This is a genomic window from Paenibacillus sp. BT-177 (assembly GCF_025846815.2).
Taxonomy (GTDB): domain Bacteria; phylum Bacillota; class Bacilli; order Paenibacillales; family Paenibacillaceae; genus Paenibacillus; species Paenibacillus polymyxa_C.
Genome location: NZ_JAOYTP010000010.1, coordinates 91,586 through 110,902 on the forward strand (window position 1 = coordinate 91,586; position 19,317 = coordinate 110,902).

Annotated in this window: 15 protein-coding genes and 1 pseudogene; 6 read left to right on the plus strand and 10 right to left on the minus strand. The window is 48.1% G+C overall.

What is annotated here, in order from left to right; all coding sequences use genetic code 11:
- Positions 1-17: 17 nt before the first annotated feature.
- On the minus strand, positions 18-3,143 hold the full coding sequence (locus OIU26_RS22125) for a DEAD/DEAH box helicase (RefSeq protein WP_264218040.1): 3,126 nt from the start codon (positions 3,141-3,143) through the stop codon (positions 18-20).
- A 145-nt stretch (positions 3,144-3,288) separates the two neighbouring features.
- Positions 3,289-4,221: a helix-turn-helix transcriptional regulator gene (locus tag OIU26_RS22130; protein ID WP_137077744.1), complete on the minus strand. Its 933-nt coding sequence runs from the start codon at positions 4,219-4,221 to the stop codon at positions 3,289-3,291.
- A 103-nt stretch (positions 4,222-4,324) separates the two neighbouring features.
- Between OIU26_RS22130 and OIU26_RS22135 the strand changes: the two genes are divergently transcribed.
- Positions 4,325-4,864, plus strand: coding sequence for a dihydrofolate reductase family protein (locus OIU26_RS22135; RefSeq protein ID WP_264218080.1), 540 nt, complete (start codon positions 4,325-4,327; stop codon positions 4,862-4,864).
- Positions 4,865-4,947: 83 nt separating this feature from the next.
- Here OIU26_RS22135 and OIU26_RS22140 read toward each other — a convergent pair whose 3' ends face one another.
- The 3 genes from OIU26_RS22140 to OIU26_RS22150 all read right to left on the minus strand — a co-directional run bounded on the left by OIU26_RS22140 (position 4,948) and on the right by OIU26_RS22150 (position 8,049).
- The gene (locus OIU26_RS22140) at positions 4,948-6,243 is read right to left on the minus strand and encodes an ABC transporter substrate-binding protein (RefSeq protein WP_040102243.1); all 1,296 of its coding nucleotides are present in this window, start codon (positions 6,241-6,243) and stop codon (positions 4,948-4,950) included.
- Positions 6,244-6,330: 87 nt separating this feature from the next.
- The gene (locus OIU26_RS22145; RefSeq protein WP_264218041.1) at positions 6,331-7,167 is read right to left on the minus strand and encodes a carbohydrate ABC transporter permease; all 837 of its coding nucleotides are present in this window, start codon (positions 7,165-7,167) and stop codon (positions 6,331-6,333) included.
- Complete coding sequence (locus OIU26_RS22150) at positions 7,168-8,049, minus strand: carbohydrate ABC transporter permease (protein WP_013369185.1); 882 nt, start codon at positions 8,047-8,049, stop codon at positions 7,168-7,170.
- Positions 8,050-8,256: 207 nt separating this feature from the next.
- On the opposite strand from OIU26_RS22150, the gene OIU26_RS22155 reads away from it, so the two are divergent.
- On the plus strand, positions 8,257-10,071 hold the full coding sequence (locus tag OIU26_RS22155) for a cache domain-containing sensor histidine kinase (RefSeq protein ID WP_264218042.1): 1,815 nt from the start codon (positions 8,257-8,259) through the stop codon (positions 10,069-10,071).
- Between the two features lie 7 nt (positions 10,072-10,078).
- Positions 10,079-11,731, plus strand: a complete 1,653-nt coding sequence (locus tag OIU26_RS22160; RefSeq protein ID WP_264218043.1) for a response regulator — start codon at positions 10,079-10,081, stop codon at positions 11,729-11,731.
- Here OIU26_RS22160 and OIU26_RS22165 read toward each other — a convergent pair.
- The 3 genes and pseudogenes from OIU26_RS22165 to OIU26_RS22175 form a co-directional block, all read right to left on the minus strand.
- Positions 11,661-12,189, minus strand: a pseudogene (locus OIU26_RS22165) (GNAT family N-acetyltransferase). The gene OIU26_RS22160 and the pseudogene OIU26_RS22165 overlap by 71 nt on opposite strands.
- A gap of 50 nt (positions 12,190-12,239) precedes the next feature.
- The gene (locus tag OIU26_RS22170; RefSeq protein WP_264218044.1) at positions 12,240-13,364 is read right to left on the minus strand and encodes an NADH-dependent flavin oxidoreductase; all 1,125 of its coding nucleotides are present in this window, start codon (positions 13,362-13,364) and stop codon (positions 12,240-12,242) included.
- A gap of 249 nt (positions 13,365-13,613) precedes the next feature.
- A complete protein-coding gene (locus OIU26_RS22175; RefSeq protein ID WP_040102248.1) occupies positions 13,614-14,564 on the minus strand; it encodes a bile acid:sodium symporter family protein in 951 nt (316 codons plus the stop codon).
- Between the two features lie 297 nt (positions 14,565-14,861).
- Between OIU26_RS22175 and OIU26_RS22180 the strand changes: the two genes are divergently transcribed.
- Positions 14,862-15,617 (plus strand): tryptophan-rich sensory protein, encoded by a 756-nt coding sequence (locus tag OIU26_RS22180; protein WP_264218045.1) that lies wholly within the window; start codon positions 14,862-14,864, stop codon positions 15,615-15,617.
- A gap of 93 nt (positions 15,618-15,710) precedes the next feature.
- Here the strand turns inward: OIU26_RS22180 and OIU26_RS22185 are convergent, their stop codons facing one another.
- Together OIU26_RS22185 and OIU26_RS22190 are read right to left on the minus strand one after the other, a co-directional pair.
- Positions 15,711-16,775, minus strand: a complete 1,065-nt coding sequence (locus tag OIU26_RS22185; RefSeq protein WP_264218081.1) for an undecaprenyldiphospho-muramoylpentapeptide beta-N-acetylglucosaminyltransferase — start codon at positions 16,773-16,775, stop codon at positions 15,711-15,713.
- A 124-nt stretch (positions 16,776-16,899) separates the two neighbouring features.
- Positions 16,900-17,280 carry a RidA family protein gene (locus tag OIU26_RS22190; RefSeq protein WP_013308546.1) on the minus strand — a complete coding sequence of 127 codons (381 nt, stop codon included), beginning with the start codon at positions 17,278-17,280 and terminating at the stop codon, positions 16,900-16,902.
- A 240-nt stretch (positions 17,281-17,520) separates the two neighbouring features.
- Between OIU26_RS22190 and OIU26_RS22195 the strand changes: the two genes are divergently transcribed.
- Entirely contained in the window at positions 17,521-18,048 is a 528-nt protein-coding gene (locus tag OIU26_RS22195; protein WP_264218046.1) for a sigma-70 family RNA polymerase sigma factor, read from the plus strand.
- Positions 18,045-19,310: a DUF4179 domain-containing protein gene (locus tag OIU26_RS22200; RefSeq protein WP_264218047.1), complete on the plus strand. Its 1,266-nt coding sequence runs from the start codon at positions 18,045-18,047 to the stop codon at positions 19,308-19,310. Before OIU26_RS22195 ends, OIU26_RS22200 begins: the two co-directional genes overlap by 4 nt.
- The last annotated feature ends 7 nt before the right edge of the window (positions 19,311-19,317 follow it).

The following is a 19,317-nucleotide window of genomic DNA, read 5'->3' on the forward strand; positions in this document are numbered from 1 at the left end:
CTTCATCCTTTCTCTGCTCACTCGATCCATACGTCATTTTGCAACGCAATCAGACCACGCAGTTCATCATCAGACATTTCGGTGAGCCAATGTTCTCCAGAGCCGACAACCTGCTCGGAAAGGGCCTTTTTGCTCTCGATCAGCTCGTCGATTCTTTCCTCCAGTGTCCCCTGACAAATCAGCTTGTGCACTTGTACATTGCGACTTTGGCCAATACGGAATACTCGGTCTGTCGCCTGATTTTCCACCGCAGGATTCCACCAGCGATCATAGTGAATGACATGGCTGGCACGCGTCAGGTTCAGACCCACGCCACCTGCACGCAAGGAAAGTACGAATATATTCGGCCCTTTTCCCTGCTGGAAGTTGTGAACCATTTCGTCCCGTCTGGTTTTCGCCAGTCCTCCATGCAGGAAATATGGCTCTTCTCCCAAAATCTTGGCCAAACGGGATACCAGCAGTTCTCCCATCGACACATATTGGGTGAAAATCAGCGCCGATTCATCGTTCTCGCGAATGGTTTCTACCAATTCCAGCAGTCGCTCCATTTTACCCGAGTTTTCGGTTTTACTGCTGTCAGCACGTCCTGGGATGATCAAACCCGGATGGTCACAGATTTGCTTCAACTTGGTCAGCGATGACAGAACAAGCCCCTTGCGGGCCATACCGACCTGCCCATCCAATGTTCCCAATAATTGATCCACCACACCGCGGTATAATCCGGCCTGCTCTGGTGTCAGTACACAATAGGACTTCAACTCCAGCTTCTCTGGCAAATCCTTGCGAATATCCGGATCGCTTTTGAGCCGACGCAGCATGAACGGGGAGACGAGACGATGAAGCTCACGCAACACGGACCCCCGCTCCTCTCCTGCCAGACTGTACCGCTGGCGGAATGAAGATGCCGTACCGAGGTACCCTGGATTCAGAAATTGAAAAATAGACCACAGCTCGCTTAGCCGATTCTCTACCGGCGTGCCCGTCATGGCAATTCGATGCGGGGCGGACAACTTCATGACGCTTTGTGCCTGCTTAGTGCGTGCATTTTTTATATATTGCGCCTCATCCAACACAATGGAAGACCAGTAGACCGCAGATAAATCGCTGCCGTCCCGGCCCGCCAAATGATAGGTAGTGAGGACGATATCATACTCTCGTACATTTTCCTGAAACAGCTCACCGTGGAGTCGCTGGTTGCCATGGTGAATATAAAGCGACAAATCCGGTGAAAAACGCTTCAATTCCCGCTGCCAGTTGCCAAGCAAAGACGTCGGACAGATAATTAACGCCGGACGCTGATCATCTGCGCCGATGCCACCATCGAGCAAACAGGTAATAACCTGAATCGTTTTACCCAGCCCCATGTCGTCGGCAAGACACACACCAAAGCCCAATCCGCGCATCGCAGCCAGCCATTGAAAGCCGCGCTCTTGATACGGCCGTAGTGCACCATGCAGCGTCTCCGGCACAGGCCGCGGCTCTACGGAACGGAGTACCCCGCCCTCAGCCAACGAGGCAAGCAATCCGGCGGATTCCGCGCCAAAGATGGACAAGCCCTTCCACGAGGCCTCGCCTGCACTTTCATTTTCCGCAGCCAAATGCATCCATTCGGACAAGCTCATTTCACCGTTTTCTCCGCGCTTGATAAACCGCAGCACCTGACGAATTTCCTTGGGATCTACCTCAATCCATTCCCCTCCGAGACGTACATAAGGCAAATTGGCCGCGACGATGCTTTCCAATTCCTCCATCGTCAAGGTCGTATCCCCCAGCACAACCTCGGCATCAAACGAAATCATGCGGTTAATGCCAACCGACGATGTATCGGCGATCACACCATCTGGCTTGGCACCCTGCTCTGTCGAGCGCATTTTAAGCCGCAAGCCTGCACGTCTTCGCCCCTCCCGGCTCCAGCGTGAAGGCATTTGCACAGTGATACCATTCTTTTGTAAAGAAGGTACGGCTTCCGTCAGGAAGCGGAAGAACATCTCCGGCTCCAGGGTCAGTCCCTCGGGATAAGGGCGGTTTAATGCTTCCTGCAATATAGGTGCCGCTTCAGCCGCCTGTCCGAGCCTCGTCAGCAGTTGCGCCTGTACTTGACGGTACACAATTTCACCGCGAACCAGATCACGTTCCGGATATGCCCACAATGCCAAAGCAGGCAGTCGTAATCCGGGCTCAGCATCGCTTTCTGCCCAAAAGGTAATGCGCCATTCCTGGATACTCTCTTCCAAAGAAGGCTCCAAACGAAGGCACAGACGCAATTGCCCTTCAATGGGTTCCTTGGCTTCCCGTTCCGTTACAGGCATCGTGCTTCCCTTAAGAGAGGACGCCTGAAGAACCAGCTCCTCCATCTCAGCAGGCGTTCCCTGAATCGCAACCTGGCGCGAACCTGTCAACAGACTGTTCCACCACAGCTCCGCCAGTGGTGATCCTCCGCGCCGATAATCTGCTCGATATCGTCCCAATTCACGATCTGACGCAGCCAGCACCGCGGTCGTTTCTGCATGAACGACCGCACACAAGAAGGAATACAGCACCATTCCAGCTGCATCCTCACGTGTTTCTGGCTCCTTGCCCGCAAAAACGGCCGGAGCTGCCATACAAACAGCCGGCATCGCAGCTGCCAGCTCATGAAAGCGGCGAATGTCCTCCTCTTCGCGAAGCCGAGGAATCCACACCCCTACCGCCGCATCCGGGCCGCGCCGTCGCGGTCCAGATGGACGCGCCTCTGTAAGTGATGGCACGATTTCGCCCCGCTGCATCAGCTCCAGCGCAAAATAAGCAGCCTTTTGCCAATATTGCATTTCCTCGCCAAGCGTAATGCCCGATGCCGCACAGCCCTTCTCGTCCATGCGAGTCAGCAGAGCCATCGTCTCGCGGGGTTCCAGTGCCAGACCCTCCAGCGTACGCCCCAGCATGGAGCGTCTCTTGCCACCTCTGCCTGCGGTTTCCACGCGAGCATTGTTAGGTATCCGCACCTCGGCAAGACGCAACGCAGCCTGCCGAAACGGCCGAAGGTCTCCCTTTAGCGTCAGCCTGCGGATTACACTGCTCCACGCATCAATACGTGGTTCCGACGTCTCACCAGAAAAGCAAAAAAACACATCTCCGAGCCATATTCCATAAAGCGGTTGATTCATATCTGTCTCCCGTCCAGCCTTTTGAATTATTACTCTTCATCATATACGAAAACGGGCTCATTTCAAAACTTTATCACAAAAATAAATGGAAAGTCATACGTTAATAACCTTAAATATTCATGTGATTAACTATAAGCACTGCCTCTTATTCTTCATTATCCTTCAGATAAGGATTCAGGCTGTCTTGCAGCAATTTCCTGACCAGCATACGCAGTTCTTGCGGATATACGACCTCGGCTTCTGGCCCATACTTTAACAAAAGTCTGGATACATACCTAAACTCTTCAACGGGGATATGTCCGTGCCATTCCTGACCCAGGCCTTCCTGATGGGAGACATTGTGGAAGAGGGTATCTGATTCGGCCAACCTAGCACCCAATGCGGTAAATTTTATTTTGGACGGAATTCCTACACGGGAATCCTCTGAAGCCAACCATGCTTGAAGGGTGGGGAGGCTGTCCAAGGTTTCATCTAGTATCGTGATGGTGATCACCCGATCTGAACGGTACAGAATGATGCGGTCTTTGTTATGCGCTGGCATATACCAATATCCGTGATCAAAATAAAGCCCAATCGGATATACCTGGGTCCACTTTGCCCCGGAAGCGGAGCGGTAGTGCATGTTCACCCTGCGCTTGTTTAGAGCAGCCTCCAAAATGAGTGAGGTGTAGGGTGAGTCTGCGTGAGTAGGTATCATACGAAAAGAAATGTAATCCTTTAATTGGTCAATGCTGTCCTGTACATCCTGGGGAAGCTCGGCATAGTAATGCTCGGACAAATGTCCACGAACCGATCCAAAAGGGATATCCGGAATGTCTTCCAGCAGTTGCAGCATGAGAAAAAGACCCAGTGCCTCGTCGCGCGCAAGATGAAGGGGAGGAAGAAGCCGATTGGGAAGTGCCCGGTATCCGCCATGAGGGCCCGTCTCGGTATACAGGGGTAACCCGGTTTGCTGCAAATAGTCGAGATCTCTTTGTATCGTTCTGACGGAGACGCCAAATCGTTCGGCCAACTCACGCGCCGTATATTTTTTTCGGGAATCCAGTATCCTCATAAGAGCAATTCTGCGTTCGTTCATAAGGTACTCCTCTAATCAAAAATAAAGTTTAGACGATCATTTAACTACGACAAAGTATGTCATAAATAGATTGTAACATAGAGATAGAAAGGAGTGATGAATGATGAAGGATTTGAAATCAAATGAAGTAGCGCTGTATATCGCCATGAGTCTCGATGGGTATATTGCGTTGCCTGACGGGTCGGTGGACTGGCTGTATGATGTCAAAGGAGATGGCGGGGACAATGGATACGCTGATTTTTACGATACTGTAAGTACAGTGCTGATGGGCAGGCTGACGTATGAGGAAGTGTTAAAGCTTTCGGATGATTTTCCTTATGCCGGAAAGCCGTGTTATGTACTCACCCGGTCATTGACGGAGCAACAGCAGGCACCACATGTTACATTTACGGACGAGGCTCTGTCTGAACTGGTTCCGCGTCTACAAAAACAATCGGAAGGTTTGGTATGGTTAGTAGGTGGGGGTCAGTTAGTTCAGGCCTTCATGCAGGCTGGGCTGCTGGAAAAGGCGATCATTGCGATCATTCCCAAAGTACTGGGACAAGGAATACCCTTATTCCCAGAAAGAACGCTGCCAAGTACTTTTGAACTCCAAGAAATCGAACGCCGCGGGGATATTGTTCTACTTCATTATCATTTATAATTATGTTCACAAAAAAACCTTCGTATGCTCAGGATCATGCAATCTCCCTGACATACGAAGGCTCTACTGCGTATTTCATTTCATTATTTGGTCTTTAAATTATCCCATGTTCTCTGGAAATCCTCGAACAGCTTCCCGGCATCCGATTTACCTGCCACATAGGCTTGCATCTGACTTCCGAATTCTTGCTGTGCTCCTTCAGGATAACGGCTAAAGAACCAGCCCAGCAGTTTATTTTCCTGACTATATTTCACTACTTCGGCACCCAGTTGACCCATATCGGCCTCTTCCCCTTTGATGCTCTTGAACGCCGGAATGAACTTAAACTCCTTGGTGATATACTTTTTCCCCTGCTCGGATGTCACTATCCAGTTTAAGAACTCTTTGGCCTCAGCTTTGACAGACGAATTTTTATTAACCACCCAGTTATTGGCAACCCCTACAAACAGCTTATCTCCGGCTGTTGCGTCTTCACCAATCGGCATAGGCAGGATACCCAGATTCAGCTTCGGATTAATTCCATCAATTTGAACCTGAGTCCAGTTCCCTTGCTGCATCATGGCAGCTTTGCCAGTGGCAAAGTTCGTTACCTGCGTATTGTAATCAGTCGTGAGCGGCTTCGAATTGCCATACTTGAGCGTCAGATCGAGCAGCTTAATCCATTCGGCGAACACAGCATTGCCTGGAATTTTGGCTGTACCATCATTCAGTCCCTTGACGAAGGCCGAGGGGTCTGGCTGATTGGCAAATGCCACGTTCAGCAAATGATTACCCAGCACCCAAAACTCCTGGTATCCATTGGAAAAAGGTGTGATCCCTGCGGCTTGCAGCTTTTGCGCAGCAGCCTCCAGCTCGGATAGTGTTTTAGGAGGCTCGGTGATTCCAGCCTTTTTGAACAAATCCTTATTGTAAATAAAGCCGTACCCTTCCAGATTCATCGGCTGACCGTACAGTTTGCCATCCTTGGTCATCGGTTCTTTGGCGACATCGACCACATCACCAACCCAAGGCTGGTCGGACAGGTCCTCCAAATATTCCAGCCACGTATCCAGCTCACGATAACCGCCGACATTAAAAATATCCGGCTGTTCGCCAGAGGCAAACTTGGCCTTCAACGCCGCCCCATAGTCACTCCCCCCGCCTACGGTCTGAATGTCGAGCTTGATCCCCGGGTGAGTCGCTTCATACTCCGCCTTCATGCGATTTAGCGCTTCTGCAATCTCTACTTTAAACTGAAAAATGTGAATGGTTTTTTCCTTCACTTCCTCATTGCCTGCATTTTGTCCACCACTGCTGTTACAGCCCGCCAAAACCAGAGCAAAGGCAGCAAAAAGCAAAATCAGTGCTTGGGCTTTCTTTTTAAAAGTATGCGTTTTCATATTTATGTTCCTTTCTATTCTAAATTTCAAAGTGTTCTCCGTTTGCGGAGTGGCACACCGTGCACATGTTTTCAGTACATCCCACACTCAGCCTTTGACCGAGCCTGCCATGATACCTTGTATAATATATTTTTGCATGGCTAGAAAGAACGCGATGACCGGCAAAATACCCAGCACCAGAGCTGGCAAAGCCAAATCCCACTGCTTCGTGTATTGTCCGAAAAAGGCATAGGTTGCAATCGGAATGGTGCGCAATTCAGCCTTTTGCAGTACCAGAGAAGGCAGTAGATAGTCATTCCAGATCCAAAGTGTATTCAAAATAATAACCGTTACCATCATGGGCAGCATCAACGGATATACAATCCGGAAAAACACCCCGTAAGGCGTGCAACCATCCACTGTAGCTGCTTCTTCCACCTCAACTGGCACACCTTTGACGAATCCGTGAAAGAGAAAGATGGACATAGGAGCCCCGAATCCCAGATAACAGATCACCAGACCACTAATACTGTTCATTAAATCGAGCGTACTTACAACCTTGACCAAAGGAATCATCACCGATTGGAAAGGAATGACCATCGCAGCCACGAACAGGCTGAACAGTACCCGATTGTAACGTGTTGGACGCCGAACCATTCGATAGGCAGCCATTGAGCTGATCAGTACGAGCAGCAGATTGCTGACCACCGTAACCACGAGTGAGTTCCATAACGCTTCAGGAAAACGTGTGATGCTCCAAGCTTTAGCATAGTTGCTCCATACAAAGGTTTGTGGCCAGGCCGCAGAGTCAGTGAGCAGGTCACCAAAGCTTTTGACCGAGTTCACGAACAAAAAGTAAAACGGGACGAGGAATACCAATGCGACGAGGATCATCACCAACTCGGTCGCCCAGGTTCCAACGCGGTAGCGATTGTTTGTTTCCATTTACGATTCCACCTCCCGGCTTTTCGTCAGGCGTACCTGAAGGCTCGTAACGAGAGCAACAATGATAAAGAAAATGAGTGCTTTAGCCGTTCCCAACCCATAACGATTATTGACAAACGCTTCATTGTATATATTGAGCGCCACTGACTCTGTAGAACCAAAGGGACCACCCTTCGTCAATGACAGGTTGAGATCGAACATTTTAAACGACCATGATATCGCCAGGAAGAGACATACCGTAATGGCAGGCATGATCAAAGGCAGTATAATCGACCGCAAGATTTGCATCCGACTCGCCCCATCAATCTCGGCTGCCTCCAGCATATCCCGGGGCACATTGGTCAGGGAAGAGATATAAATCACCATTAAATATCCGGCTGTTTGCCAGATAAACACGATCACAATGCCCCAAAAGGCCGTAATCTCATCTCCCAGCCAGGACAGGTTGAAGAAGGATAACCCCGTACTCTCGCCGATCGCTGCAAATCCCTTGACGAAAATAAACTGCCAGATAAAACCGAGCAACAGACCTCCGATCACATTAGGCATGAAAAAAATAGTTCGAAGCACATTTTTTGTTTTTAGCGGCTTGGTTAGAAAATACGCCAGCAGAAAACCAAAAATATTGGCAGCTACCACTCCAATCACCGTAAAACGGACGGTAAACCAGAACGCTGTCCCGAATTTGTCATCATTAAATAAAATGTGACTGAAATTATCCAGCCCGACCCACTTTGCCTGATTGGCTACCCCATTCCACTCTGTAAAAGAATAGTACATTCCTAGCATGAAAGGGATTACAATAATGATAACGAAAAATAACGTCGATGGCCCTACAAAAATCCATTGCTGGAGCCATTGCGACGACTTGGCGCGATTCAAACCGATCCCCCCTTTGTTCTCTTTGGTGTCTGGAACGCTCCTCTACGGCATCCTTGCAAGCAGTGTGGACGTTGAATCCGTATGGATATGCGATTCACATGTTCATTATGTCGAATAAGCGCTCTGGAGAACACGCAAGATCGTGAACCATTAGGGGGGAAAATATTGACCTCTGGCTTGCCTTGAATTGTGAAAGGAGCTACCTGCATGAAATTTCATAGCATTCGTTCTCGTCTAATCTGGTTTCTACTCATTGCGGTCACTCTTCCGTTGCTGCTTTCAATGACCATGACCTTCATCCTCACCAAGCAATCCTTACGGGAACAGGCCACCCAGGAAAATGAACGACTTATTTTTCAGGGAATTACGAATCTGGATAACTATTTGCAGGGATTAAATCGTGCATCGATCGGAGTCTATAATGACCCTCATTTTCTGCGCAACCTGGCTAAAATTCCGGATGATTACCGGGCCGTTGCCGAGATTTACACCACGCTGCAAACAATGATGAATGCTTCCTCAGGCATTGACCAGGTGTACTTGCATTCGTTTGAGGCTGGGCAATCTACACTGATTACCAGCACGGTCCCTCTACGGGAGTTCCGGCTGGAGCCCTTCACCGGTTCTATCCATTACGGCCCTTCCGGACTGTTCATACAACCCTCGCATATAAAGCATTTGTACGGCTTTTCGGCGGTTTCCTATGCGGAGCACAGCACAGAGCGGCAGGTATTTACACTCCACCGGGCGATTCGGAACATTCCGTCTTCAGAAACGCTTGGGGTACTGGCTATAGACGTTGATCTGGAGGCACTGCGCAGTATTTGCCGTCAATTGTATGATGCAGATACAGAGGAGCTGTTTTTAATTGATCGGAACGGAACGATCATCTATAGTGGAAAAGAATCATCCATTGGAACACACTGGAAGGAATCTGGCCTACTCAAGCGAATTTCTAAAGAAGACGAGCACGGTGTAATTGAAGATGATACAGCACTGCACGTATATGGCAAACTGGATGCCAACCTGTCAGGCTGGACACTCGTCAAGAAAATCCCTCATCGGACGCTTTATATGCGGGCTACCCAACTGACCCAGATCAATGCGGTCATTACAGGCGCAGCATTGCTGCTCGTTATTGTCGCCACGTTATGGATTTCAATAAAAATTACGGAACCGATTAAGCGGCTGACTCGCTACATAAACCAGATTCAGTCCGGTCAGCTGGATGTAGACATCCGGGCCATGAGCAACGATGAGATTGGAGTGCTGTCGCGTCGTTTCAGACAGATGATGGATACCATCAACAACCTCATTTTGCGGGAATACAAGCTGGAACTGGCAAACAAGACGCACCAATTGAAAGCGCTTCAGGCACAGATTAATCCTCATTTTTTATATAATACGCTACAGTCTATTGGAACACTGGCTCTACAGCATGAGGTGCCGCGAATCTATTCGCTGCTCTCTTCCCTTGCCAAAATGCTCCGCTATAACATGCGGGACCATACGATTGTTACACTCAAGGAAGAGGCTGAGCATGTAAAACAATATCTTGATTTGCAAAAGGAACGCTTCGGTGAGCAATTAGAGGTCACCTATCAATGGGATGATCAAGTTCTGAATGATCGGGTGCCTAAAATGATTCTCCAGCCGTTGGTGGAAAACTACTTTAAACACGGTGCCGATCCCCGGCTGGGACCCGGTAAGATTCGTATTACAGCCTGCCGAATCCGGGAAGGCATTGTGAGGATTGAAGTAGAAAATAACGGCGCTTCGATTCCACCAACCGAGTTGGAGCAGCTCCAGTATATGCTGCAACGTCCGCTGAAAGCCCATGAAGAATCAGACACTGGCGAGCAGAACTCTATTGGTCTTCGTAATGTTCTATTACGTATCCAGCTTCACTCGGATGATGGTTCTAATACCCTGTGTGTAGACAATATTCTGCCTCATGGCGTTCGTTTCACACTTGAAATTCGCACCGAGCCCCATACAGAAATTCATATTAAGGGAGAGTGATCTGTCAATGAAGGTCCTGATTGTGGATGATGAAAGGCATGTACGTCACGCCATTCGGATGCTTGTACATTGGGAAGCTTACGGTGTGAGCGAGGTGATTGAGGCTGAATCGGGCGATCAGGCGATTGAGGTTATTACCGCACTTTCTCCGCCCGTGGTACTTACGGATATGCGAATGCCCGGCAGGGATGGAGTAGCCTTGATGGAGTGGATTCAAGCGAATTCTCCAGCTACCAGAGTCGTGGTGGTCAGCGGCTATGATGATTTTGAATTGGTTCGGCAGGCCATTCGCCGGGGAGGCATGGACTACATTCTTAAGCCCGTAGATCCGGTAGAGATTAATGAGGCGCTCAGTAAAGCTACTCAAGCTTGGCGGACTGCGGAGCAAGACCGGAACAGGCAGACCATGCAGGCAATGGAGGTCAATCGGATGCGGCCTCACTATGCTGATAAGCTCCTGACCGAACTCATTTCCGGTACGGCCCTCTCCATCACCCCCTTACGTGAGGAGCTGCGTCTTCCGCCAGCTATTCAGGTCTGTAATGCGGCAGTGATGAGCACCACTCAGCTGGACGCCGATATCCTGAACAAATATAAAACGCGCCGCGCGCTTCTAGGCTTTTCCCTCATTAACATTTGCAACGAATTTCTGGGTACCTTTCAGTCCGGAGTTGCATTCCGTCATCTGGAGCGTACGGACGAAATTATCCTGCTGTATTGGGGCGAGCCGACTCGTTGGCCAGCGCTCTTACAGGACATTCACGCAGGAATTAGAACGGCGCTGCGGTGCTATATACACATTGGGGTTGGTTCTTTCGAAAGCTTTCCCGCAGGGGCAGCCACAGCCTACCAAGAAGCACGGCAAGCGCTCTGGAAACGGGATATGTTACAGGCCACCGACTGGATACATGAGAGTTCTCCGGTCCGGCAGACCGTTCGTCTTCCCCAGTTGTCTGAAATGGAAGAGGAACTTCGGCTTAGCGCACTCAGTTGTAATGCCAATCGTGTATCCACAGCGGTAGGCGACTGGGTGGCAGCCGTAGCCGTGCTGCCTTCGGTTACAGCAGAGCAGCTCGCTGGCTGGAATCAAGAGCTGGATTGGATGCTGGCTCGCTGGCTGAATGACAGACCTGGAGATGCCGAAGGCGAGGAGCTGACAGATGAGTCCAACTCCATACCTGCCCTGCCAGTCGACAACCGTGGGGTGCTTTCCCTACCTTTATGGAAAAAACAGATCGAAAATCGATTGCTGGCAGCCGGTCAGGCACTTACGCCAAGCCATAGCCCAAACAACCCGACGATCCGTGATATTGCCCGCTATCTGGATGCTCACTATGACGAGGATATTTCCCTACAGGATATAGCGAGCCGCTTTTACCTCAGCCGGGAATACATTTCTCGTAAATTCAAGCAGGAGTACGGGGTTAATCTGTCCGATTATTTGTGCCAGATCCGGATGAGCAAGGCAAAGCTGTTACTGCTGAATGACAAGCTGCGTCTTCACCATATTGCCGGTATGGTCGGATATCAGGATGAGAAATACTTTGGCAAGGTGTTCAAAAAGCTTGAGGGTGTCACGCCTGGCGAATTCAGAAGGCGCCATTCTGCAAATCCTCAGCCGTCATCGCATATAACACATGATCTTCCCACACACCATTAATCTTCAAATAGTTGAGAGCCAGCCCTTCGCGGCGAAATCCCGCCTTTTCCATCACTCGATGGGAGGGCGTATTTCTTGGCATGACTCCGGCTTGAATACGGTGTAATCCCAACTCATTCAGGGCGTAGCGGACGATATCCTTCACTGCGGATGTAGCATAGCCTTGTCCTTGATATGCAGGATCTACGAAGTAGCCCAGATTGGCGTTTTGAAAGGGCCCTCTAGCGACACCCAGACAGCTCCATTCTGCCGATTAGCTTGTCATTTTCCGGCAAAAAAAGTCCAAACGTATATCCCTGTCCGGCTTGTGCAGCTTCCAAGCCGTTGGAAATCAGACGCGCCTGTTCTTCCAAGGTAAAGTAATATTCAGGTCGTTCTGGCTCGAATGGTTTGAAAAACACAAAATACCTTCTCTCTGTGTTATTCCTATGTAATTGTAATTCACGGTCACGAAACAAGAAAATACCCCAGGCGCATAAAAGCAGCCTAGGGTATTGTTATTTAGAATTTATTCGGTTACAGGCATCCAGCCAGGAATAGTCGTCAGCGCACCCCACAAGTAGTCAGGAATAACCAGCTCCTGCTGGGCTTGCTTGGATAATGTCGTGCGAATAGTATCTTCTGTACCGTTTTGCACTTTCTGAACCCATTGCGGCTCCATCAGCAACGGACGTCCCAGTGAAACAAGCGGTACACCTGTCTCCAGTGCTGCGAGCGCGTCATCCGGAGTATTCAGGGAACCCACTCCCATGACTGGTACACGGTTCCCAACCTTCTCATGAATCAGAACCGTACGTGAACGTTCGTCACTACGGTCGCGGAACGAACCGCCGAAGAAATGATTTACGGAAATGTGCAGGTAATCCAGCCCTTCATCCGCCAGACGGTCTACAAGCACCATCGTATCATCCAGCGTGATGCCTGGCGTGTGTCCTTCCTCAGGAGACAAGCGGTATCCGAAGATAAATGGACGCTTCGCATGCTCTGCGATTACTTTCTTCACTTCGTGAACAATTGCCAGCGGAAAGGTCAAGCGTTTTTCAAGGCTTCCTCCCCATTCATCCGTACGAATGTTGGAATGCGGAGAGAAGAACTGCTGCACCAGGTAACCATTCGCTCCGTGAAGCTCTACACCATCATAGCCTGCTTCAATCGCGCGGCGAGTTGCTTCGCCATAGGCACGGATGACACGGTGGATATCGTCAGGTGTCATTTCACGCGGCACAGGTGCGCCTTCTTTTTCCTCGGCTACTGCGCTTGCACTAATTGGTTGTCCGTCTGGAATCTGATCCGGCGGACACAGACGGCCACCATGATAAATTTGCAGGATCGCTTTCGCGCCCTCCTGATGAATCGTATCTGCCAGACGACGTAAGCTAGGAATCATCTCATCCTTGTCCGCACCAAACTCATTAACAAATCCTTTACCATCTGGAGTTACATACACACAAGCGGTAATAACCGCTCCCACACCACCGGAGCGTTCACGGTAGTATGCCAGTTCCTCATCACTGACTTCGCCATTTTCGTGGGAAGCAAAGTTAGTCATAGGGGCCATCGTAATGCGGTTCTTCAATGTAACACCGGATGGCAGGGTAAAAGCTTCAAATAAAGGATTATATTTCGGATTCATTCGTTCTCTCTCCTTCAGTTTAAGTCAGAACAGATCATATAAGGCTTTTGAGCATGAAGCGAATACGAATTCGGTGTCATTTTCCTTCCATGACAAAGCCTATCTACCGTGCTTACTTAAATACAGTGGTTATAATAACCACAGTATAATGTTCCGCCCCTACAAAGTCAAATCTATCCTTTCTGATCTCCCTTAAACTGTCCGAAAAACCCGAATTTCAGCCACTTGTCATCAACTATTGACAGTCGCTTAATTGCCTCCGGCTATGCTATCTTTCTCCTCTCGGCGGGAGAACCAGGTCGCCAGCAACGAGCCGGAAATATTATGCCACACGCTAAAAATCGCACTCGGTACAGCAGCAATCGGATTAAAATGAGCTGCTGCCAACGCAGCGCCCAGCCCGGAATTCTGCATTCCCGTTTCCAGCGTAACGGCCTTACGTTTGGAAAGATTCATGCCAAACAGCTTGGCAAACCAATATCCGAGCAGAAAGCCGATACCGTTATGCAAAATAACCACAGCAAAAATAATCGGGCCTGTCTCCAAAATCTTGCCTTTGCTGCCTGCAACCACAATAGCCACAATGAGTACAATTGCCAATGTTGAAATGAGCGGCAGCGCCTTAACACTCGCTTCCGCCTGTTTGCGAAATAGCGACTTGACGATTACACCCAGCACAATCGGGACAATAACCACGATGAGAATATCCATGATCAGCGACTTTGCATCAATATTCATCCAGCGTCCGGCAAGCAGACTAATCATCGCCGGGGTCGCCAGTGGAGCAATCAGCGTCGACACTGAAGCAATCGATACGCCAAGCGCCACGTCGCCTTTGGATAAGAGCGTCATTACGTTGGATGCAGTTCCACTCGGGCAACAGCCGACCAAAATAACACCCACCGCAATATCCGGTGGAAGCTGTAATACTAATGCCAATACAAAAGCGAGAAATGGCATGATCAGATAATGCCCGACCACTCCTATAGCCACATCCACTGGACGCCGGAATACTTCACGAAAGTCAGCTGCAGATAAAGTCAGTCCCATCCCGAACATGACAATGCCCAGAAATAGCTGTATGTATCCTTTCAACCCTGTAAACGCCGTAGGAAAGAAAAATCCCAAACATGCAAACAAAAGCACCCAGATGGAAAAGGTCCCACCTACAAATTTACCTGCTTTCTCTAATCCTCTCATTCTACTAATCCCCTTATTTCTATATAAGCTGAATTTAAGTAAATTCACATCGGAAGCATCTTCCGTCTGCGTATTAGCTCCCCAATGTGAACTCTTCATTCAGCTCATATAGTGCTTAAAATTTTTACCATTGTACTACATATGAATGTATATACATACAACTTTTTATGATTATATTGGGTTCAAGAAACTTTTTCCCGTTCGGACATATTTGAAAGCAAAGTGGGTATATTCATAGTAGAAGATAGTGACCAGTCGGTCATTTTGAACATCATTCGTTGAGGAGGAGTTATTCCTATGTCACGAAGCCATCCGTATAAATGGTGGAATATTATCGCATTCATCGCTGTCGTTCTCGTTAACATTCTGGCTTCTACACTTCCTATTGGCGGAAGAAGCACTACTGCTGTATCCAACATGTATCCTACCTTAATTACGCCAGCAGGTTACGCTTTTTCCATCTGGTCGGTCATCTACGTGCTGCTCGCCTGTTTTGCCGTGTACCAAGCTACATCTACAGGGCAAGCCAAGACAAGCGTTCAGTCTATCGGTATTTTCTTTATTTTGAGCTGTCTCTTCAACATCATCTGGATTTTCCTATGGCAGTATGTATACGTAGAGCTGTGCGTGATCGTCATTATTCTATACTTGCTCTCCCTATTCGTCGTATATACACGTACCCGTACACCGCAACCAACTCGCGGAGAAATGTGGTTCGTCAAGCTACCTTTCAGTCTGAACCTCGGTTGGGTATCCGTTGCTACCCTCATCAACATTGCAGTAGCACTGGAAAAGAATGAATGGAGTGGCTGGGGGCTCAGCGATACGATATGGGCGATCATCATCCTGCTTATTGGCGCCGCATTAGCCATCTTGGTCAGCTTTCCTTATCGTGACAGCATCTACCCGCTTGTATTTGTATGGGCCTATGTCGCTATCGCCATCGAGCATCCGAACAATGAAAATGTACGGCTGGCTGCATGGATCTTGTCGGCAATCATCCTGGTATACGCGCTATGGCTATTTTTTGCCCGTAATCGAGACCGGGATTAAAGTCAACGAATATAATCTCCTAACAAGCACAAGCGAGCATGGGTCTGAATTATTTAGCCCAAGCTCGCTTGCTTCGTTTTTTATTAAATATGATCAGGCATAGACTTTAATCAAATCTAAAAGCTTGCTTGTCGATTGATCAGTATTTATTTTCTCCATATTACGAATGTAATCCGACCTTTTTTCATACAAACGAAGAATCATGTCGACAAATCGTTCAGATTCCAGATCTTCTTCTTCTAAAAACTCACACAAGCCTTGTGCTTTAAATGATTTTGCATTTAGAATCTGATCTCCCCTGCTGACTGCCTTTGAAAGAGGAATCAACAGCATAGGCTTGCGCAGCGTCAAGAATTCAAAAATGGAATTTGAACCTGCCCTGGAAACAACCATATCTGCCATCGTCATTACATCCGCCAATTCATCGTTTATGTATTCAAATTGCTGATAACCATTCGTACGAATAGATTCATTCACTTGGTCCTTACCACAAATATGCACGATTTGAAAATGAGCAAGCAAAGCCTCTAAATTTAACCAGACCAGCTCATTTATCTTCTTGGAACCTAAACTCCCACCCATGATCAGCATGATGGGCTTATTTCGAGTAAAACCGCAGTAGGCCAACCCTTTAGCTGCCTTCCCCTCTTTTAGTTCATCTCTCACAATAGCACCAATATACCGGGTATTCTTTGAGCGAAAATATTCAGTTGTTTCAGGAAAAGTAGTACAAATTTCGGTAGCAAACATGCTGGAAATCTTATTCGCTAATCCAGGAGTAAGATCAGATTCATGGATGATGACGGGGACTTTGTTCAGCCACCCAGCCAATACCACAGGAACAGAAACAAACCCGCCTTTTGAAAAAATAATATCCGGTTTTTCTTTCTTTATAATCCGGTATGCTTGAGAAATCCCCTTTAGCACTTTAAACGGGTCCTTAACATTATTCCAGTCAAAATATCTACGTAGTTTCCCAGTTGCGATACTAAAATAACACACATCTTCTAGCCCAGAGATCAAATTCCTTTCAATCCCTTGTTCTGAGCCTATGTATTGGACACTCCAATGTTGTTCCAGTAAGTGAGGAATCAAAGCTAGGTTTACTGCTACATGTCCTGAAGAGCCTCCACCAGTGAACATTATTTTTTTATTCATCATCTCCACCTCCACTTTGTATACAAAGAACAACACATATTACATTCAAAACAACCGGATGCCACTATAGTAGTGACACCCGGTTGTCATGCAAACTATATATTTTATGAACAAACCTTGCCAACTATTCGCCCTTCAGTGCAATGACTTCAATCTCCACCAGTGCATCCTTAGGTAGACGAGCTACCTCGACCGCACTGCGCGCTGGATACGGTTGCTCAAAGAAAGAACTGTACACCTCATTGACGCTGACAAAATCGTTCATGTCCTTCAGGAATACAGTCGCTTTCACAACCTGGTTCATGTTGCTGCCTGCTGCTTCCAGAATGGCTTGTACATTGCTCAAGGACAGGCGAGCCTGCTCCTGTACATCCTTGCCAAACTCACCTGTTGCCGGATTCAGCCCAAGCTGTCCTGAGGTGTAAATAAACCCGCCTGCCTCTACCGCTTGACTATAGGGTCCGATCGCACCGGGTGCTTTTTCAGTAGCAATTGTTTTTTTCATAAGGGTTGGATTCTCCTTCCTGATACTGGTTCACCGTATTATAGCATGTGAAGTCCAAAGCCACTATTCCGTGTGACGGTTTGCAATGGTGCTACATTTTTTTATTTCCGCTGTAACCTTTAACGCCCATGTAACATCTAATTCCTGTAACCTGCTACACAATAGATTGTACAAAATCAAATACAGGTACAAGTACAATGATTATAGCTAGTAGTATAGACGGGAAAGGAGTACCATCCTTTGAATCTCGAAACAATTTTACACCAAGCAAGGAATGAGGACCGCAAGGCGTTCGTCGCCTTGATGAAACATATGGAATCCGATATGTATGGCATGGCGCGTTCCATTCTTCGCAGCAATGAGGATTGCGCGGACGCAATGCAAGAAGCAATGCTCAAAGCATACAAGTCTCTGGGTGAGCTACGTGAACCTCGCTATTTTAAAACATGGCTGCTTCGTATTCTCATTAATGAATGCCATCTCATGATCCGCAAGCAAAAACGGGTTGTACCCGTCGCGGAATTTATAAAGGAACCGTCCACCTCGGGCGGATACGAAAAAATCGAACTGCGCGAGGCCATCGACCATTTGGAGGAATCCATGCGAACCGTGATTTCCCTGCACTATTTGCGCGATATGCCGATCAGGGAAATATCAGAGTTACTGGATCTATCAGAGGGTGCCGTCAAAACACGATTGCACCGTGCTCGCAGAACATTAATGGACCTGCTACAAAATCGCGGAGAAAGGAAGGTGACCTTTCAATGAATCCTTCAGGGGTTGAAAACCAGGATCAAGAGCTGGATGAGAAATTACAATCGGAAAAGGAAAACTTGGAAGCAGAAATGGTAGTAATCCCTGATTTGGTAAGGCAACGCCTAGATGCATTTTATGCACAAATGGAATCGTATCCGGAACTGCTACCCAACCGCCCATCCTCCCATCTATCCGTTAAAAGGTTTTTTCGGGGAACTGCAATTACCGCTGCTTCTGCAGCGCTTATTGGCGTTATGATCATTGGCAGCGCCTTTGTTTCGCCTACAATGGCGGAGTCATTGAAACAGGTCCCCCTTGTTGATAGTGTGTTCAAGCTAGCTGGGGATCTTGGGCTGCAAACCGCTGATCGGAAAGGATTGGCAACCTCCACAAATCTCAGCGTCACCCATGACGGCATTACGTTGAAAGTATCCCAAATTATTTTTGACGGCACCCGGCTGGTCGTAGCACTTGAAAAACAGGATGGTGGACAAAAAGTGCTGCCCTTGTTTACGAGAATAACTCCCGACGGAAATATACCCGAAGACAGTATCGAAAAATTCGACTTATTTATTAACGGAAAATCCGCGCTTAATCAAAATGGTGCATTTAGCTTATTGGATGGCGGTCCGGGCAAAGACAGCAACTCTATGATCATTTCCTATATGCGCGACCCTGCTGGTGGGCTGCCTGACTTACCAGAGCAATTTGATCTGAAAGTATATGCCAAGCTGAAGGGAGTGACAAAACCGTTCACACTGCAAACGACCGTTTACAAAACGAAGCTGGGGCGCAAGGTGTTTCAGCCACAGATCAGCAAGACGAATCAATATCTTAAATATACTGTAAATCGGGTAGAAATGACGCCGGTTACGACCAGAATCCTCACCACCTTCACCATGCTTGTGGACCTTAAGGATATGCCCGACGACTATGCAGTAGAACGTAAGTACATTTCCACAGAGGGACCGCACAAAAACTACACCAAAAAAGAAGTCAAACCTCTTAATTATGCGGTAATTGACGATCAGGGACGTGAACTGGAAATACTCGGCGGCTCGGGCCAGTCTATTTCCAAAAATCAGCCAGGGCAAATGGTCATGTTGTTTACTCCTTTTGTTGACCCGCCCAAAAAGATTACCTTTAAACCATATATTCTTCTTATGACTCCAGATGGAAGAGCTATTCTGGACGCTAAAGGCCAATGGGTCCGCCAATACCTTCCTGAATTTGAGATTACGATCGATGTGCCGCAAAATACAAACCATCCATAAAACACGA

Excerpts from the sequence above, each read along its gene's own strand:
- OIU26_RS22125 (WP_264218040.1), bottom strand. The coding sequence starts at position 3,143 with ATGAATCAACCGCTTTATGGAATATGGCTCGGAGATGTGTTTTTTTGC.
- OIU26_RS22130 (WP_137077744.1), bottom strand. The coding sequence starts at position 4,221 with ATGAACGAACGCAGAATTGCTCTTATGAGGATACTGGATTCCCGAAAA.
- OIU26_RS22135 (WP_264218080.1), top strand. The coding sequence starts at position 4,325 with ATGAAGGATTTGAAATCAAATGAAGTAGCGCTGTATATCGCCATGAGT.
- OIU26_RS22140 (WP_040102243.1), bottom strand. The coding sequence starts at position 6,243 with ATGAAAACGCATACTTTTAAAAAGAAAGCCCAAGCACTGATTTTGCTT.
- OIU26_RS22145 (WP_264218041.1), bottom strand. The coding sequence starts at position 7,167 with ATGGAAACAAACAATCGCTACCGCGTTGGAACCTGGGCGACCGAGTTG.
- OIU26_RS22155 (WP_264218042.1), top strand. The coding sequence starts at position 8,257 with ATGAAATTTCATAGCATTCGTTCTCGTCTAATCTGGTTTCTACTCATT.
- OIU26_RS22160 (WP_264218043.1), top strand. The coding sequence starts at position 10,079 with ATGAAGGTCCTGATTGTGGATGATGAAAGGCATGTACGTCACGCCATT.
- OIU26_RS22170 (WP_264218044.1), bottom strand. The coding sequence starts at position 13,364 with ATGAATCCGAAATATAATCCTTTATTTGAAGCTTTTACCCTGCCATCC.
- OIU26_RS22175 (WP_040102248.1), bottom strand. The coding sequence starts at position 14,564 with ATGAGAGGATTAGAGAAAGCAGGTAAATTTGTAGGTGGGACCTTTTCC.
- OIU26_RS22180 (WP_264218045.1), top strand. The coding sequence starts at position 14,862 with ATGTCACGAAGCCATCCGTATAAATGGTGGAATATTATCGCATTCATC.
- OIU26_RS22185 (WP_264218081.1), bottom strand. The coding sequence starts at position 16,775 with ATGAATAAAAAAATAATGTTCACTGGTGGAGGCTCTTCAGGACATGTA.
- OIU26_RS22190 (WP_013308546.1), bottom strand. The coding sequence starts at position 17,280 with ATGAAAAAAACAATTGCTACTGAAAAAGCACCCGGTGCGATCGGACCC.
- OIU26_RS22200 (WP_264218047.1), top strand. The coding sequence starts at position 18,045 with ATGAATCCTTCAGGGGTTGAAAACCAGGATCAAGAGCTGGATGAGAAA.